Genomic DNA, 16,433 nt, shown 5'->3' on the forward strand with positions numbered 1-16,433 from the left:
TGAATTTCTTTTTCCCGGTCCAACTTTTTTAGAAAATCCCCTTGGGATTTTTTGAAATACAATTCAAAGCAATAAAATAGTAACAAACAGATATTTAAAGACATAACCATTGATATTACTGGATTATATTCGAATAATCTTAAAATGCAAAATTTCCCAAAAAACAAAAAGAACCGTCCCTTTTGTTTTTTGGGAAGAATCTGGAGAAAAGCTGTTGCATACCATACCCCCCTATGGTATCATATAGCCATAAAAGAAATCCAAAAACAAACCTTTAGGAGGTACACCATGAAAGATATAAAAGTTTATTCAAGCAGCACATGCCCATATTGCACAATGATGAAGGATTACCTGACATCAAAGAATGTTGACTTTACTGAAAAGAATGTATCCACCGATATGGATGCGAGAAGAGAGCTCATGGCCATGGGTCATATGGGAGTTCCCGTTACGGTAATAGACGGAACCGAGATCGTAGGCTATGACACCAACAAGGTAGATGCCCTACTGGACTAAACTCCAGCTCATATAATAACACCCTCCAAATAATATATTTTAGAAAAACCCCTGATCCCCAGGGGTTTTTCGCTGTAAATATTTAATTCAATTCGCTATGCCAGTTTTCTTTCAACTATCTGGTTCACTATGAAGGTTGCCACATGGTTTGCGAATGATCCCGGGCCGAATCCCGCATCGTAGCCAAGCTCCTGCGCCAGTTCATGGCTGAGTCTCGGTCCTCCGCAGATAAGGACCACCTTGTCCCTTATTCCTTCCGCCTCCATAAGCTCAACAAGCTGTGTAAGGTTTGGAATGTGAACATCCTTCTGGGTTACAACCTGTGAAACGAGTATCGCATCAGCATTCATCTCAATTGCCTTTGCCACAAGCTCTTCATTTGGCACCTGGCTTCCCATGTTCAGTGTCTCGATGCCCTTGTATCTTTCAAGACCGTAGTGTCCGTCAAAGCCCTTCATATTCATGATGGCGTCTATTCCCACCGTATGGGCGTCCGATCCCGTACATGCTCCGATGATAACCACGTCTCTCTTTATGTTTTCCTTGATATAGTCTTCAACACCATACTTGTCCATGAATTCCACATCAACCTTGGGAACTTCAATCGCAGTATAGTCCACAGTGTGGTTTATGTTTCCATACATTGTAAAGAAAGTATAGCCTACCCCAAGGTCGTAGGAATAAACAACGCTTGGCTCCGAAAAGCCCATCTTCTTTGCCAGCTGCCTGGCAGCCTCGTCTGCCTCGTCTCCGTATGGAACAGGCAATGTGAAGCTGAACTGTATCTTTCCGTCGTTTAGTGTGTCGCCGTATGGCTTCACCTTTGTAAGGTCTATATTGCCGTTTTTCATTTCAATTACTTCTGCAGACATTCTTTTTCACCTCCAAGCATTAGAGCTACGAACGGATTTATGTATCCATCGGATTTTTCAACAACTCCGTCCAGACCCTTTCCGCCGTCAAAGGGCCTCTTGACTCCGCCGAACTTGCCCTGCATTATTGTCGAGAAGATTCCTTCCTTTTCTATGTCCTTGAGCATGCTTTCCGCATCTGCAAGTACCGACTGGGCCCTTTTCTGTATCAATCCGTCTTCCTTGAATTCTATCTCAGACCCAAGGTCCCTAGCATTGTTGAATATATACTGTGCATTCTCTATTGACAGCATCCTGTCCTGGAGGAATGGAGTATGGATGGCTTCCGTAAGCATTCCAAGAAGCTGTATACCCTGGCCAGTCCAGATTGAAATCAGATTGAACAGCGCATCCTGAACGTGTCCCTTGAATATATTTCCTGTCTTGAACTTAGTTGGAGGCATGTACTTCAGTGGAGCCTTGGGGAATATTTCCCTTGCCATCTGAGCCTGTGCAAGTTCCATGAGGAATCCGTTCTCTATCTTGGGATTCATCTCGAATGCATGTCCAAGTCCCATCTGCTCCTCGGGAATTCCTGCAAGAAGTGCATACTGCTCGTTTATGAACTGTGATGCAAGTACCGTATGTGCTTCCTCCACAGCATCTGCAGTAGTGAGGTAGTTGTCCTCTCCAGTGTTTATGATGATGCCGGCATATCCGTTTATGATTCTTGAGAAATACTGGTCCACTATTGTTCTCTGCATGTTGATGTCCCTGAAGAGTATGCCGTAAAGTGCATCGTTGAGCATTACGTCAAGCCTTTCAAGGGCTCCCATTGCTGCTATCTCAGGCATGCAAAGTCCCGAACAGTAGTTGCAGAGCCTTATGTATCTTCCTACTTCCTCTCCTACTTCGTCAAGGGCCTTTCTCATGAGCCTGAAGTTTTCCTGTGTGGCGTATGTTCCGCCGAACCCTTCAGTTGTTGGCCCGTATGGCACGTAGTCAAGAAGACTCTGGGCCGTTGTCCTTATTACTGCAACAACGTCCGCTCCCTGTCTTGCGGCAGCCTGGGCCTGAACGATGTCCTCGTATATATTTCCCGTTGCGACTATTACATACAGATATGGCTTTGGTCCTTCTCCTATGGTGTCGAGGTATTCCTGTCTCTTGTCCCTGTTAGCCTTTATTCTTTCAGTTGTTTCCTTTGCTATCTCGTTTACCTTTTCGAAGATTTCCTCACTGTCGGCAATGGGAAGCTTTGTTATGTCTATTTCTCCCGCATTGATTCCTTCAGCAATCTCCTGGGGGCTGAGACCGGTGTTGACCATTGCATTTCCTATCCAGAATGCAGCACCCTGGGCAAGCCCTCCGCCTTCCTTTATATTGTCAACCAATACATTTGGCAAAGGCTTCTCTATTTCATCAACTCCGTCGATTCCCAGAAGTCTGGCAACGGTCCTTTCCACTGTTACTGTGGTATGTTTGTCTATGAATTCCTGTGTTTCATGAGCTATGTTTTTTGCAGCATTTCTTGCGCTGTCTATGATTTCAGGATTTAGGTTAAGTTTACTTTTCAACAATATCACTTCCTTTCAAAATTTCATTGGCGGAATCAATTATTTCCTCCTGGAGTCCCATGAGCTCTGCAATGTTTATTGCATCCCTTGGAACCTGGCTTATGCTATCTGCAGCTATGAGCCGATAATCCATGTTTTCGCCTATTATGTCCATCCCCTTTTCAGGATTTTCCGTCAGATTTCTTCTTATTCCTTCCATGTCCGCATCCTTAAGCCCTGCAACCTGAAGCTTCTGTACGCCCTCACCTGCAGCGCCGTCAAAATGGGTGGTTACTACGGATATTGAGTTCCGGTCTGCCAGGTAGCCTATTATGCTCTTTGTTATGGCATATCCTTCAACAGGATTGGTGCCTCCCGCCAGCTCGTCTATAAGGATGAGACATCTTTCATCGGCTTTTTCCAAAGCTCTTTTTATATTCAGTATCTCCGCTCCAAAGGTGGAAAGCCCCTTCTCAACGGACTGTTCATCACCTATGGATATGAAGATGTTTTCGGAAAGACCCATGGTGCAACACCTGCAGGGTACATGAAGTCCCAGGGCCCCAGCCGCAGCCACAAGCCCGATCATCTTCAGGCTGACAGTCTTTCCACCCATGTTTGCTCCCGTAATGCAGGTTGCCGGCCTGTCCAGTTTCACTGAAACGGGTACATAGGATTTGTTTTTTTTGTTGAGTGCCTCTTCTGTCTTGCGGTGACGCCCTTCATCTATTGTTATTTTATGCTCTTTAATTATTTCAGGTCGTATGGAGCTTGTCACCTTTGCTTCTCTTAATTTTGCCAGGACCAGATCTATCTTCCCTATTGCCTTGAAGCCAATGTAGAATCTATCACTGCACTCTCCGATTTTTTCCGACAGTTTTGCCATTATTCTGTACTCTTCCTCTTCTTCCAAAACCTTCAGGCTGTTCATATCCACTATCATTCCATCGATCTTCGCCGTGTTTTTTATGGAGTATGTAATTCCCGTTCCTGATTCGGAGGATGGATAAATCCTCGAGTCCTTGTCCATTTTATCTATCAATTCAGCCTCTGTCTTATTGAGGGATATGTCTCCCTTCAGATTGATTCTTACATCATAATCCTTTTTCAGGCTGTTCTTGATCTCTGTTTTTATTTCCTTAATCTTTCTGTTAAGGTTGTTTTTTTCTTTTTTTATTGATTCCAGTTTTTTCGAGTAGCTGTCATAAATGTAAAAAGTGTTCAGGCCTTCCTCATCGGGATCAAGAAGTCTTACTATGTCCTTAAGGCTCTCAGCCCTTATTTCATCAAAGGGACAGTTTTCCTCAATTATGCTTCTCGTCTTTTCAACAAGCATTGAAAAGTTTTTCACCTCGAAAAGTTCAACTGTTGTCAGAACCTCTCCCTTCTCAGCCCTGTAAATGGATTCGGAAATATCCTTGGCATGGGTCAGAACCGAAAAGAGCTTCTTGCTTGTATAATGCACTTCAAGATAGTCCATGAGGTCGTATTCCCTTTCAAGGGCTTCTTCGTCTCCAGGTCTGTATGACCTCATCTCCCTTTTTTCCTTCATACCATAAGGTGAAAGGGGATTGATCTTGTCCAGGAGAACCTCCATATTCAGAATTTCATAAACCTTTTTGTCAGCAAGCAAGTTCATTCATTCGCCCCCTTTTTTCATAAAGCCAATACATCAAATACCTTGATCTCCTTAAGGCATCCACTTATTCTTTCAGTAAGTTCGCTGCTGTCGAAGCTGTATCCGTAGGGAGAAAGAGGATTGACTGTTACAGCTTCTATGTTTATGCTGTTTAGAACCTTGACCCTCAGGCCCTTCCTCCTCAATTCGTTCCAGCTGAATCGGTCGGAGAACACCTTGGTTCCGTCTTCTATGATTATTTCATAATTCCTATTCCCGTTTGTCAGGTCCCTTAGCATGGAACTTGTTGCCGCTCCCGCTATATAAATGTATCTTGTATCGTCATCCACATAGGTTGTCAGCGTCTTTCCTCTACCCAGTCCAGTCTTGATCTCAGGATAGACTATCTTGTAGTCCCTGTCTATAATGCATGTCCTGTCCAAACTTTCCCTGAGTTCCTCGAGTCTTTCATCTTCAACCTTGGGGAGGGAATAGATTTCCACGAAATATGCTGTTTCCAGAACAACCTTTTTGATGTCCCTGCTTATTACAGCTCCCGTGGACACTATGCATGAATCCGTAATGAGCGGCGACGAGACAGCCTTTCTGTCTATTGCTCCGTCTATGAGTACAAGTTGGGCGCCGTAATCCAGCATCCTGTCCTTCACCTTCATCATGTCCCTTGAATTCACCGGACCTGCTATCTGGACGCATCCTTCTTCCTTCACCCTGCAGATTATGATATTGCCCATGGGACTTGTGAATTCCGTGCTTTCAAGAATTTCAAGTCCTGCATCGCCCATTTCAAGGGTTGATTTTGCAGTGGCGATGATGGTGCCTTCCGAGACGAAGATCTCAGGCTTGTCAGTGTCCGTAACAAGGTCAGTCCGTTCTCCGTCTCTTCCGGTGGAGGTAAGTCCCAGTAAAATGTCCGCTTCATAGGCTTCCTCTATGAGATAGTTCATGGTAACCGTCTTACCTGCATTCTTTGCAAGTCCGATGATGGAAACCGAGGTGTATTTTTCATTCAGATTGTGTATCAGTCTCATAGTCAGCCTCCTACTTGAATTTTAGTGCTTGGCAAGTTCCTTCTCTTCGGACTTCTTATGGAGTTTCTCCGTCCTGTTCCTTCTCTCAAGATTTGTTGGTTCGAGGTTAAGCATTTCACCTGCAAGCAGTGATGCTACTCCTGTAAGGTGGCTGGTTTTCCTGCCCTGGCATACATCGCACTGGCATTCAAGTTCTTCCATCTCTGCAGGCTCTGTATATGTTGTTATAACGCCTTCATAGTTTCTTAGCACCAGCTTGTGGGTTGTTCTCGACATCACGTAGTCAGGCATTACAGGAATCTTTCCGCCGCCGCCCGGTGCGTCAACAACGAATGTAGGCACTGCAAATCCTGAAGTATGTCCTCTCAGTCCCTCGATTATCTCTATACCCTTTCCAACTGTAGTCCTGAAGTGCGATATTCCAAGGGAAAGGTCACACTGGTAGATATAGTATGGTCTTACTCTGATTTTAACAAGCTCGTGAACCAGGTCCTTCATTACGAATACGCAGTCGTTTACTCCCCTTAGAAGTACCGACTGGTTTCCTAGAGGTATTCCCGCATCGGCAAGCTTTCTGATTGCTTCCTTTGATTCAGGAGTTATTTCCTTTGGATGGTTGTAGTGGGTGTTCAGCCAGATCGGATGATACTTCTTAAGCATGTTGCAAAGGTCATCTGTGATTCTTTGAGGCATAACAACCGGAGTTCTTGTTCCAAGCCTTATGATTTCAACATGTGGTATTTCCCTGAGCTTCTTGATGATGTACTCGAGCTTCTCGTCGGATATAAGCAGTGCATCTCCGCCTGAAAGAACTATGTCCCTTACCTGTGGTGTTTCCCTGATATAGTCTATTGCCTTTTCAATTCTTTCCATTGGCATTGCATGGTCTGCCTGGCCTGCAAATCTTCTTCTTGTACAGTGCCTGCAGTACATTGAACACTGGTCTGTCAAGAGAAGGAGCACTCTGTCCGGATATCTGTGTGTAAGTCCCGGAACCGGAGAATCACCGTCTTCGTGCAAAGGGTCAACCATGTCGGACTTGCTGATGAATGTTTCAGCTATTGTAGGAACGGCCTGCATCCTGATTGGACATCTGTGGTCGTCCTTGTCCATGTGTGCAGCATAGTATGGAGTTATTCCCATTCTGAACTTCTCCAATACCGCATTGATGTCGTCCTCTTCCTGTGAGGTGATGTTTATTACCTTCTTCAAGGTTTCAACATCTGTAATCCTGTTTTTCACCTGCCATTTCCAATCGTCCCATTCTGCCTGTGTTACATCTTTCCATAAATCTATCTTATTAAAATATGCCATTTTTTTCTCCTTTATATTTTAAGTATCCTGCGCTGCGACTTCTCTAAATTAAACATTCCGAGAACCGGAGAATCTCCAGCTCTCAGATATGATTTTTATTCCATGTCGCCTGATTATGCGTAGATTTTCTTGTAAAGTTCTCTAAGGCCTTCGCTTTCTCTCATTATCTCAAGAGAAACTGCAGCGTGATTCTTGGTGTATCCGTTTCCTATTATCATGTTTACGTCTTTTCCCACACCTTCTGCACCGAGAGCCGCCTTTGTGAATGAGGTAGCCATTGAGAAGAAGTAAACTGTTCCGTCGTCCTTGCATGAAAGGATGCTTGACATCTCGCAGTTCGGTCTGCTTACGCAGTTGATTACAACATCGCAAAGTTCTCCGTCTGTAAGCTCAACTATTTCGTTGTATACGCCAACTGCATCAGTTGCATCTCCTACGATGTACTCGTCTGCAAGTCCAAGCTTCTTAACCTTTTCAAGAGAGTCGCTTCTGTGAGCCATGCAGATAACCTTTCCTGCAACTCCTGCTCTCTTCTTTGCTTCGTAGAGGCAAAGCATTCCTGATTTTCCTGCTCCTCCAACTACAAGCACGGTATCTCCAGGCTTTACAAGCTTTGCAGTCTGTGCAGGTGCACCGGCAACGTCAAGTACTGAAAGTGCAAGGTTCTCAGGAAGGTCTGTAGGTATTTTTGCGTAGATTCCGCTTTCAAACAATATTGCCTGTCCCTTGATGTCTACCTGGTCTATGTTGTCCCTTACTTCAAGTATCTCTTCGATTACAAGGGGAGTGAGTGAAAGCGATACAAGGGTAGCTATCTTGTCCCCAACCTGAAGGTCTGTCTTTCCTTCCATTGCAGGTCCGATTTCCTTTACTGTTCCTATAAGCATTCCGCCTGATCCTGTAACAGGGTTTTGATGCTTTCCTCTTTCAGCAACGATTCCCATCATTATTTCCTTGATCTTTTCAACGTCGCCTTCCGCCTGGTCCTTGATCTGTGTGAAGCTTGCAGAGTCAACGTTAAGAGTCTGTACATCTATTAGTATTTCATTGTCGTAAATTTCCATGGTGTTGTCGATCTTGAGTGCCGGTTGCGGCAATACTCCCTTAGGTTCGATTACTCTGTGTGTTCCGTATGGGTTTCCTTTTTTCAATGTTACTGCCTTCATAATTTTACGCCTCCAAATTTTTTATATTTTATTTATTTCTCCAGTTTTATTTTTACTGGATATTTAGCCAGGGTTGTTTCCATCGCTTCCCTTATGGACTTAAGGGATGACTTAAGGTCCTCGTCAGTATGTCTGTGTGCTATGTACCAGTGGTGGTAGGGCTGAATGAAGAGCCCTCTTCTTATTGTTTCCGTGTAGAACATGGTCCTTCTTTCCTTGTAGTGGTCGTCCACCTTGTCAAATGTCACATAGGGCATTGGCGGTATTCCCGACACCGTCACCGGTGCTCCAAGCTCATCCATGATCTTGTGGAGCTCTTCCAGGTACCATGTTCCCCTTTCCCACATTACATCTGTAACCTTTTCTCTTTCGAGGATCTCCAGACACTTGAGGGCCGCTGCCATTTCAAGGCTGTTGGGGAAGAATGTGGATGATATGAATACATCCTTTTCCATTGTCTTCATGATTTCCGCTTTTCCTACACATGCGCTTATTGGATATCCGTTTGCAAGGGCCTTGCCGAATACTGACATGTCGGGAATCACTCCGTATCTTTCCTGAGCTCCGCCCATCGCCACTCTGAATCCGGTCCTTATTTCATCGAATATAAGTATTACGTTATATTTGTCTGCAAGGTCCCTTACCCCCTGTAGATATCCGTCCGGCGGCGGGATTATCGGTGCCGCTCCGGGATGTCCAACAGGAGTGATTATAATACAGGCGGTGTTGTCCTTGTTTTCCTCCAATAGCTTCTCAAGTTCTTCAAGGTCTCCGTAGTGGAATTCCTTTGTCAGTTCCTTCACTGCCTTTGGCACTCCGCCGGGATTTTCAACACACCAGTCGTGCCATCCGTGGTAGCCGCATCTAAGTATTATGTCCTTTCCCGAATGTCCCCTTGCTATCCTGGTTGCTATTCCAGTAACGTCGGAGCCCGTCTTGGCAAGAACCACCATTTCGGCACTTGGTATAAGCTCTATAAGCTTCTTCTGAAGCTCATTCTGAATTTCCTGTACAAGACTGAAGCAAAAGCCTTTTTCCATCTGCTTGATGGCTGCCTCGTTTATTTCCTTCTCATCATAGCCGAGTATTATTGGTCCGTAGGCACAAAGCATGTCTATGTAGTCGTTTCCGTCAACATCAACTATGTGTCCGCCGTATCCTCTTTCTATATATATGGGATACTCCCCTTCAACGAAATTGTACGGTCTTCTGATTCCCATGACTCCGCCCGGCGATAATTTCTTACCTTCTTCGAAAAGTTTCAATGACTTTTCAAGATTCAGCTTCTTGCTCATAACTTCCTCCTTTAGTTTCCCTTTAAAATATACCAACTCTTCTGGTTGTTTCGTATGGCTATTAACCAATTTTATATGTGAGTTTAGTACTCATCTCTTTATTCATAAGTAATGCAATTAGCGTGCCAGTTTTTCACAAAAACAAAAACGTTGAAAAATGGACGTTTTTGCATTTATCGGCAAACCTTTTCATGGTTTGATTGCAAGTTTTCGCCGAATTACAGGCACAAGCCGCCCATTTTTAGGCATTTATTTCATATTTAATGTTGAAATATGGTAAATATATGATATAATTCAAGATAGTAGCTACGCTGCGTAAAATGCTTAAGCATTTTTCAAGAGGTCTTAGAAAGTATCCTTAACCGCGTAATACCAATGCTTCAGGGGATTACGCATTTTTGATTTTCTTAGACTGGAACAAATATTTCAAAAGGAAATGATAATGAATAAAGTAAAAATGAAAATAAGCGGAGCCCAAAGCACCGGAAACAGCAAGCCACATGTTACGGAACTTACGACGGACGGTGTTTTCGAATTCACCGGAGATGAATACTACTACACTTACAACGAATCGGCGATTTCCGGTATGGAAGGCTGCACAACTACCCTCATAACAGACGGCAAGAAGAAAATCGTACTCAGAAGGTCTGGAGATGCAAATTCCGCCTCCATGGATTTTGTGGAAGGAAAAAGTAATAGAAGCCAATATATGACTGAATACGGCAGTTTTGAGCTGTTGCTGAGAACTTCAATAGTGAACTGCAATATCAAGGAAGACGGTACCGGGGAGATACATCTGGAGTACAGCATGACCTTCGGAGGCGAAGAGGAATCAAGGAACAAGCTGAATATACGCATAACAAATTAACACGATTCGGCAAGAATAGATACGAAAACAGGGCAGTAAAATCTACTGCTCAATTTTCAACATCATGCGCCGAATTTTGGGCGATCATTGGGACGCAAGATTCAACTCAACTATAGTTGCGATATAACACAAAACTACAATAAAAAGAATATTAATGAAGCGTTATTTCTCAACTAAAGTTGAGATGCAAGAACGCATTAAGGAAGCGTTATATCTCAACAAGTTTCGTACTGAATCATGTACCATTTGATATACAGTTAAATCGTCTGTATTTCAAATAACACCTGATTCAACTCAACTATAGTTGCGATATAACACTAGGAGAGAAAATGGAAAATAAATATTACGAGTCCGTTATAGAGATTCTGGACTATATAGACGAAGGGATACAGGTCATAGACGAGCACGGAAAAATAGTATACTACAACAAGGCAGCAAGGGTCGTGGACGGTATCGAGGGTCAGACAGCCATAGGAAGGCATTTTCTAGAAATCTATCCATCCCTGTCCAACGAGACAAGCACGCTCATCAAGTCCATGGAAACTATGAAGGCAATCTACAATGAACAGCAGGATTTTATAAACTACAAGGGAGACAAGATTACAACAATGAACTCCTCATTTCCCATAAAACATAACAATAGGATTATCGGTGCAATAGAGGTGTCAAAGAATATAACCCAGATGAAGGAGATGTCCGAGAAGATTGCAGACCTCCAAAGCGAGCTGTACAAGCCCAGGAAGGAAAAGAGGAACATTCGACACAGCGAAAAATATACACTGGTGGACATCATAGGCCAGTCAAAGGAGATGCTTAAGCTTAAGAACCTGGCATTCAAGGCATCACAGTCCGATTCCCCTGTACTCATAGGAGGAAAGACCGGAACAGGAAAGGAACTTTTCGTCCAGGCCATACACTATGCCAGCAGGAGAAAGAAAAAGCCTTTCATAGCACAAAACTGCGCCGCCCTTCCTGCAAACCTTCTGGAAAGCATGCTTTTCGGATCTGTAAGGGGAAGCTTCACGGGAGCGGAAAACAGGCCTGGACTTTTTGAAATGGCAGACGGCGGCACCCTGTTCCTGGATGAGATAAACTCCATGCCCCTGGAACTTCAGGCCAAACTCCTCAGAGCCATTCAAAACAACAATATCAGAAGGGTGGGAGCGACAAGCACCATAGATGTGAACGTCAGGATAATTGCAGCCTTCAACGAAGACATAGAGGACATTCTCAACTCGGGAAAGATGAGAAAGGACCTGTTCTACAGGCTAAACGTAATCACCCTCATCGTACCGGAGCTTAAGGACAGGAGCAGCGATATACCCCTTCTGGTCGAATATTTCATAGACAAGTACAACAAGGAGATGAACAAGTATATAACAGGACTTTCCGACGAAGTGATGGAAATCTTCATGCACTACGACTGGCCCGGAAACGTTAGGGAGCTTGAGCATGCAATAGAGGGAATTGCAAGCATCTATGACATAGACCTAATAAGGGAGGAGCACCTTCCCTACCAGTTCAGGCACATAAAAGACTCCGAAGATTATATCAGAATAGAGGAGATAGGCTCACTCAAGAAGACCCTTGAGGATACGGAAAAGAAGATGATCGAACTTGCCCTCAAAAAGACGGACAACAATATAACAAGGTCCGCCGAGATACTTGACGTACCCAGGCAGACCCTCCAGTACCGGATAAAAAAACTGAAAATAATAAATACTTAATTCGAATTGAATAGTTTACAGTATTAGCCACACCAATGAAGCAATTATGTATAACAGCGAGGTCTCGACCAATAGGTATCAACAATAACATTAAATCATAATCAAATTGTTGTACCGGTAGCTAAAACACCAAGGTTTCAAGGTGTTTGCGTTGGACTTCTTCCTCCCTATAGAGTCTAGAAAGATATAGACGACGGAGTAGGGAGCTGTTAAACATAATTGTGGAATGGTGAATCAGGAAAGTTTTTTTACTTTCTTAGTATCCCATCTCCCTGAGAATACCCGCCAGCCTCGCAAGCCTCTCGCTGAGCATCTCGTCATCCTTTGCAAGTACGTCATTGACAAGCTTGATGTCCTCGTCTATCATCTCATTGTCTGTGCATATTTCCACGTTCATTGCCCCGCCCTGTATGGGAATCCTGTCGAGCATTGTGTTTTCTTCATCATAAAGCTTCTCATATTTGTATGCATCCTTGAAGTGCTGCTTTGTCCTGCATATGAGTATGGCAAGGTCTATGATTCTGTGAAGGGGCATCTCTTCTGACTGGCGAGACCACTTCTCCCCCGTGTATCTCCAGATCTTGGCGGATACATCCACCTTTCCCCTGTCATTCCACTGTGCCAAACCTATTGACAACCCCTTGGCATCGGATTTTTCTATTCTTCCATCTATTTTGTCATATTCCGGTGAAACTATTACAGGCTTGTGCTTCAGTTTAGTTGGTATTTTCATTTTTCTTCCTCCATTTTTAGTCTAGAAAGTTTTAGTAATTTACTAATTTAGTAAATTATACCATAAGTAAACCAGTGAAGCAATTATGAATATCAGCGAGGTCTCGACCAATAGGTATCAACAATAACATTAAATCATAATCAAATTGTTGTACCGGTAGCTAAAACTCCAAGGTTTCAAGGTATTTGCGTTGTACTTCTTCATTTCTCTAGCGTCTAGAAGATATAGCAACGGGGTAGGGAGCTGTTATACATAATTGTGGAACGGTGCAAAACACTTAGGTTTCACTTGTTAATCGATCCATCCCCATACATTGAACAAGGAACGCCTATCTGCTATACTTAAAGTAACAGATGCAGGAATCATACTCACAAATATATCACTATGGAGGCAGTCATGAGAATAAATGAACATCCCATTTTGAAATTTGAAAGAGGTAAGAAACTGAAATTCACATTCGACGGCAGGGAAATGGAAGGTTATGAAGGTGAAACTGTAGCGGCGGCCCTTCATGCAGCAGGCGTAAAGGTTCTGGGAGAAAGCCTGTTCAAGCAAAGGCCCAGAGGATTTTACTGTGCCATAGGCAACTGTTCCTCCTGTCTGATGGTAGTAAACGGAAAGTCCAATGTTAAGACCTGCGTAACTCTGCTGGAAGAGGGAATGACAGTAGAGACGCAGAAGGGCAAAGGAGGACTGGAATGAAAACTACTGATATTGCAATTGTAGGAGGAGGCCCTGCCGGACTATGTGCGGCTATCAGCGCTGCTTCAGCGGGAGCAAAGGTAACAGTAATTGAGCGGAACGACAACCTGGGCGGACAGCTTGTAAAACAGACCCACATGTTTTTTGGATCGGAAAAGCAGTATGCCTCCACCAGGGGCATAGACATTCCCGAAATATTGTTCGGGAATATGGAAAAATTCAGGAATAATATTGAAATTATTAGAAACACAAATGTAGTTGGTCTATATGAAGACGGAATGATAACACTCCTGGAGGACGAATCAAGATACTACAAGATAAAGCCTAAAGCTGTAATAGTGGCCACAGGGGCATCGGAAAAATTCCTTGCCTTCGAGAAAAACGACCTTCCCGGGATATACGGTGCAGGTGCGGTCCAGACTCTTATGAACGTCTACGGAGTAAGACCCGGCAGCAAAGTTCTTATGGTAGGTGCGGGAAACATAGGCCTCATAGTGAGCTACCAGCTCATGCAGGCAGGTGTAAAGGTTGAAGCCATAATAGATGCAGCTCCCAAAATCGGAGGATATCATGTACACGCCTCGAAAATACGGAGAATGGGCATACCCATCATGACAAGACATACGGTAATCAAGGCTATTGGAGACACCTTCCTTGAAAAGGCTGTTATCTGCCAGCTTGACGACAAATGGAATCCCATAGACGGAACTGAAATGGAGCTTGATGTTGATGTTATGTGCATATCCGTCGGACTTTCACCTCTTAATGAGCTTCTTTCCATGGCTGGTTGCGAGATGAAGTACATTCCCAACCTCAGCGGATTTGTTCCAGTAAGATACGACAACTATGAAACCACGGTGGAAAATATATTTACTGCAGGAGACAGCAGCGGAATAGAGGAGGCCAGCTCCGCCATGGTTGAAGGATACCTGGCTGGACTGCATGCAGCCAATAAACTTGGATATATCCACAAAAACAATGATGAACTTTTAAGGGACTACAAAGGCCAGCTTGACAGCCTGAGGTCCGGCCCTGTCGGCAAGCATATAAGGGACGGAGTGGAGCAAATCGAAAGGAGGCGCGACAATGCTTGAAACCAACGGAGTTGCAACCGAAGAGCAAATCATGAAGGCCTTTCCTTCAATGGAGACCATAAACAAGGGACCTGTTGCAGTCATTGAATGCTTCCAGGAGATTCCCTGCAACCCCTGCGTGACGTCATGCCGCTTCCATGCCATAGACATGGGTGATAACATCAACAATCTGCCTGAAGTGTCACCGGAAAAATGCATCGGGTGCGGAGTATGCCTTGGAAAATGCCCGGGACTTGCCATTATGCTGGTTGACGGATCCAAATCCGAGGAATACATTCATATGAGCATCCCCTATGAAATGCTGCCTGTTCCCCAAAAGGATCAGATGGTGAGAGGACTTGACAGGGAAGGTAACTATCTTTGCGATGTAAGGGTGGTGAAGGTACTTGAATCCAAGTCTCTTGACAGGACACTGGTTGTGACCCTTGAAGTGCCGAGGGACCTTTTGTACAAATTCAGAAACATTGAAGTGGAGGTTAAGGGATGAATAATGAAGATGTAATTGTTTGCAGATGTTCAGATGTAACCTTGAAGGAACTTAGAGATTTGATAGATGAAGGATACCATACCTTCGAAGAAATAAAGAGAATAACCAGAATAGGCATGGGCCCCTGTCAGGGAAAAACCTGCGGACAGATAGTGTTGAGAGAACTGTCAAGGGCCACTGGAAAACCCATTACCGAGCTTCAGTTCCAGACAAACAGGCCGCCAATCGTTGGAGTGAAGCTTGACCTCATTGCAGAGGAGGCGAAAAGGGATGATTAGAACAGCCGATGTCGTAATAATAGGAGCAGGGATTTCAGGCTGCTCCATAGCCTACAACCTTGCGAAAAAAGGTGTTAAAAACATAGTGGTCATAGACAAGTCCTACATATCAAGCGGTTCCACAGGAAGATGCGGAGCAGGTGTAAGAATGCAGTGGGGTACCGAAATGAACTGCAAGCTTGCCAAGCAAAGCATAGATTTTTATGAACACGCCAACGATATACTGGAATACAACAGGGATGTAACCTTCTATCAGGGAGGCTACCTCCTTCTTGCAACTACTGAAAAGGAAATGGACCAGTTCCAGAAGAATGTGAAACTGCAAAACTCCTTGGACATACCTTCAAGGATGGTTTCAGTAAAGGAGGCAAAGGAAATAGTGCCTCACCTAAACACGGATGAACTGCTGGGAGCAGCCTTCTGTCAAAAGGACGGCTTTCTGGATCCATTCCTCACTACTGACGCATACTACAAGGCGGCAAAAAGGCTTGGCGTCGAGTTCATGACCTATACGGAAGTCACCGGAATCAAAAGGGAAGGAAACAAGGTAACCGAAGTCATTACGGACAAGGGATCAATAAGTGCCGGATCCCTTGTGAATGCTGCAGGAGGATATTCCCAGGTGGTATGCGATATGGTGGGAGTCTCCACCCCCATATACTCGGAAAGGCATCAGATACTTGTAACGGAACCAATAGAACATGTTCAGGAACCAATGGTGATGTCATTCTCTAAAAACATATACTGCCAGCAAAATCCAATAGGCCCCTTCATCATGGGAAGAGGCGATCCAAGTGAACCGAAGGATTTGAGGATAACTTCAAGCTGGCAGTTCCTCGAGGAAATGGCAAAGATTGTCACGTCAATACTTCCTCCAGTTGGAAACCTGCGGGTAATAAGACAATGGGCAGGACTTTACAACCTGACCCCTGACAAGCAGCCGGTTTACGGCACTGCCGAAGGCCTTGACAATTTCTACATGGCTATCGGATTCAGCGGCCACGGTTTCATGTTCGGACCTCTGACAGGCATAGTCATAGCAGAGATGATCACCAAGTCGGAACCTACCATAGATGTAAGTCTCCTTGGCATTGACAGGTTTGCAAAGGGCAATCTCATACTTGAGCCTTCAGTGGTTTAGATTATTGGTACAAATAAAATTCTCCAAAAAACAAACAG

At 44.3% G+C, this 16,433-nt stretch carries 16 protein-coding genes; 8 read left to right on the forward strand and 8 right to left on the reverse strand.

Features of this window, described 5'->3' with window-relative positions:
• Positions 1–288: 288 nt before the first annotated feature.
• Entirely contained in the window at positions 289–516 is a 228-nt protein-coding gene (locus tag BUB05_RS05595; RefSeq protein ID WP_073048421.1) for a glutaredoxin family protein, read from the forward strand.
• Positions 517–611: 95 nt separating this feature from the next.
• On the opposite strand, the gene kamE is transcribed toward BUB05_RS05595, so the two are convergent.
• The 7 genes from kamE to BUB05_RS05630 form a co-directional block, all read right to left on the reverse strand.
• Positions 612–1,388: a lysine 5,6-aminomutase subunit beta gene (gene kamE, locus BUB05_RS05600; RefSeq protein ID WP_073048423.1), complete on the reverse strand. Its 777-nt coding sequence runs from the start codon at positions 1,386–1,388 to the stop codon at positions 612–614.
• Positions 1,373–2,944 carry a lysine 5,6-aminomutase subunit alpha gene (kamD, locus tag BUB05_RS05605; RefSeq protein ID WP_073048738.1) on the reverse strand — a complete coding sequence of 524 codons (1,572 nt, stop codon included), beginning with the start codon at positions 2,942–2,944 and terminating at the stop codon, positions 1,373–1,375. The genes kamE and kamD overlap by 16 nt, the downstream gene beginning before the upstream one ends.
• Positions 2,934–4,562, reverse strand: a complete 1,629-nt coding sequence (gene kamC / locus BUB05_RS05610) for a lysine 5,6-aminomutase reactivase ATPase KamC (protein WP_073048426.1) — start codon at positions 4,560–4,562, stop codon at positions 2,934–2,936. Before kamC ends, kamD begins: the two co-directional genes overlap by 11 nt.
• Positions 4,563–4,579: 17 nt before the next feature.
• Positions 4,580–5,590, reverse strand: a complete 1,011-nt coding sequence (gene kamB, locus BUB05_RS05615; protein ID WP_073048428.1) for a lysine 5,6-aminomutase reactivase subunit KamB — start codon at positions 5,588–5,590, stop codon at positions 4,580–4,582.
• A 21-nt stretch (positions 5,591–5,611) separates the two neighbouring features.
• Entirely contained in the window at positions 5,612–6,904 is a 1,293-nt protein-coding gene (gene kamA, locus BUB05_RS05620) for a lysine 2,3-aminomutase (protein ID WP_073048431.1), read from the reverse strand.
• 113 nt (positions 6,905–7,017) lie between these two features.
• Positions 7,018–8,070, reverse strand: a complete 1,053-nt coding sequence (gene kdd, locus BUB05_RS05625) for an L-erythro-3,5-diaminohexanoate dehydrogenase (protein WP_073048434.1) — start codon at positions 8,068–8,070, stop codon at positions 7,018–7,020.
• Between the two features lie 32 nt (positions 8,071–8,102).
• Positions 8,103–9,365 (reverse strand): aspartate aminotransferase family protein, encoded by a 1,263-nt coding sequence (locus tag BUB05_RS05630; protein ID WP_073048437.1) that lies wholly within the window; start codon positions 9,363–9,365, stop codon positions 8,103–8,105.
• A 442-nt stretch (positions 9,366–9,807) separates the two neighbouring features.
• On the opposite strand from BUB05_RS05630, the gene BUB05_RS05635 reads away from it, so the two are divergent.
• Positions 9,808–10,233 carry a YwiB family protein gene (locus tag BUB05_RS05635; protein WP_073048440.1) on the forward strand — a complete coding sequence of 142 codons (426 nt, stop codon included), beginning with the start codon at positions 9,808–9,810 and terminating at the stop codon, positions 10,231–10,233.
• Positions 10,234–10,562: 329 nt separating this feature from the next.
• Positions 10,563–11,960, forward strand: coding sequence for a sigma-54 interaction domain-containing protein (locus tag BUB05_RS05640; RefSeq protein WP_073048442.1), 1,398 nt, complete (start codon positions 10,563–10,565; stop codon positions 11,958–11,960).
• 256 nt (positions 11,961–12,216) lie between these two features.
• Here BUB05_RS05640 and BUB05_RS05645 read toward each other — a convergent pair whose 3' ends face one another.
• Positions 12,217–12,693 carry a DUF6530 family protein gene (locus BUB05_RS05645; RefSeq protein WP_073048445.1) on the reverse strand — a complete coding sequence of 159 codons (477 nt, stop codon included), beginning with the start codon at positions 12,691–12,693 and terminating at the stop codon, positions 12,217–12,219.
• Positions 12,694–13,089: 396 nt separating this feature from the next.
• On the opposite strand from BUB05_RS05645, the gene BUB05_RS05650 reads away from it, so the two are divergent.
• The 5 genes from BUB05_RS05650 to BUB05_RS05670 are packed head-to-tail and all read left to right on the forward strand — an operon-like array spanning position 13,090 to position 16,395.
• Positions 13,090–13,395, forward strand: coding sequence for a (2Fe-2S)-binding protein (locus BUB05_RS05650; RefSeq protein ID WP_073048447.1), 306 nt, complete (start codon positions 13,090–13,092; stop codon positions 13,393–13,395).
• Positions 13,392–14,489: an NAD(P)/FAD-dependent oxidoreductase gene (locus BUB05_RS05655; protein ID WP_073048450.1), complete on the forward strand. Its 1,098-nt coding sequence runs from the start codon at positions 13,392–13,394 to the stop codon at positions 14,487–14,489. Before BUB05_RS05650 ends, BUB05_RS05655 begins: the two co-directional genes overlap by 4 nt.
• A complete protein-coding gene (locus BUB05_RS05660; protein ID WP_073048453.1) occupies positions 14,482–14,976 on the forward strand; it encodes an ATP-binding protein in 495 nt (164 codons plus the stop codon). Before BUB05_RS05655 ends, BUB05_RS05660 begins: the two co-directional genes overlap by 8 nt.
• On the forward strand, positions 14,973–15,254 hold the full coding sequence (locus BUB05_RS05665) for a (2Fe-2S)-binding protein (protein ID WP_073048455.1): 282 nt from the start codon (positions 14,973–14,975) through the stop codon (positions 15,252–15,254). Before BUB05_RS05660 ends, BUB05_RS05665 begins: the two co-directional genes overlap by 4 nt.
• Positions 15,247–16,395: an NAD(P)/FAD-dependent oxidoreductase gene (locus tag BUB05_RS05670; RefSeq protein ID WP_073048458.1), complete on the forward strand. Its 1,149-nt coding sequence runs from the start codon at positions 15,247–15,249 to the stop codon at positions 16,393–16,395. Before BUB05_RS05665 ends, BUB05_RS05670 begins: the two co-directional genes overlap by 8 nt.
• Positions 16,396–16,433 lie beyond the last annotated feature (38 nt).

It is taken from the genome of Dethiosulfatibacter aminovorans DSM 17477 (assembly GCF_900142005.1).
Classification (GTDB): Bacteria; Bacillota; Clostridia; order Tissierellales; family Dethiosulfatibacteraceae; genus Dethiosulfatibacter; species Dethiosulfatibacter aminovorans.

Bases quoted from the DNA above. Each gene is read 5' to 3' on its own strand.
- BUB05_RS05595 (WP_073048421.1), top strand. From the start codon at position 289: ATGAAAGATATAAAAGTTTATTCAAGCAGCACATGCCCATATTGCACA.
- kamE (WP_073048423.1), bottom strand. From the start codon at position 1,388: ATGTCTGCAGAAGTAATTGAAATGAAAAACGGCAATATAGACCTTACA.
- kamC (WP_073048426.1), bottom strand. From the start codon at position 4,562: ATGAACTTGCTTGCTGACAAAAAGGTTTATGAAATTCTGAATATGGAG.
- kamB (WP_073048428.1), bottom strand. From the start codon at position 5,590: ATGAGACTGATACACAATCTGAATGAAAAATACACCTCGGTTTCCATC.
- kamA (WP_073048431.1), bottom strand. From the start codon at position 6,904: ATGGCATATTTTAATAAGATAGATTTATGGAAAGATGTAACACAGGCA.
- kdd (WP_073048434.1), bottom strand. From the start codon at position 8,070: ATGAAGGCAGTAACATTGAAAAAAGGAAACCCATACGGAACACACAGA.
- BUB05_RS05630 (WP_073048437.1), bottom strand. From the start codon at position 9,365: ATGAGCAAGAAGCTGAATCTTGAAAAGTCATTGAAACTTTTCGAAGAA.
- BUB05_RS05635 (WP_073048440.1), top strand. From the start codon at position 9,808: ATGAATAAAGTAAAAATGAAAATAAGCGGAGCCCAAAGCACCGGAAAC.
- BUB05_RS05640 (WP_073048442.1), top strand. From the start codon at position 10,563: ATGGAAAATAAATATTACGAGTCCGTTATAGAGATTCTGGACTATATA.
- BUB05_RS05645 (WP_073048445.1), bottom strand. From the start codon at position 12,693: ATGAAAATACCAACTAAACTGAAGCACAAGCCTGTAATAGTTTCACCG.
- BUB05_RS05650 (WP_073048447.1), top strand. From the start codon at position 13,090: ATGAGAATAAATGAACATCCCATTTTGAAATTTGAAAGAGGTAAGAAA.
- BUB05_RS05655 (WP_073048450.1), top strand. From the start codon at position 13,392: ATGAAAACTACTGATATTGCAATTGTAGGAGGAGGCCCTGCCGGACTA.
- BUB05_RS05660 (WP_073048453.1), top strand. From the start codon at position 14,482: ATGCTTGAAACCAACGGAGTTGCAACCGAAGAGCAAATCATGAAGGCC.
- BUB05_RS05665 (WP_073048455.1), top strand. From the start codon at position 14,973: ATGAATAATGAAGATGTAATTGTTTGCAGATGTTCAGATGTAACCTTG.
- BUB05_RS05670 (WP_073048458.1), top strand. From the start codon at position 15,247: ATGATTAGAACAGCCGATGTCGTAATAATAGGAGCAGGGATTTCAGGC.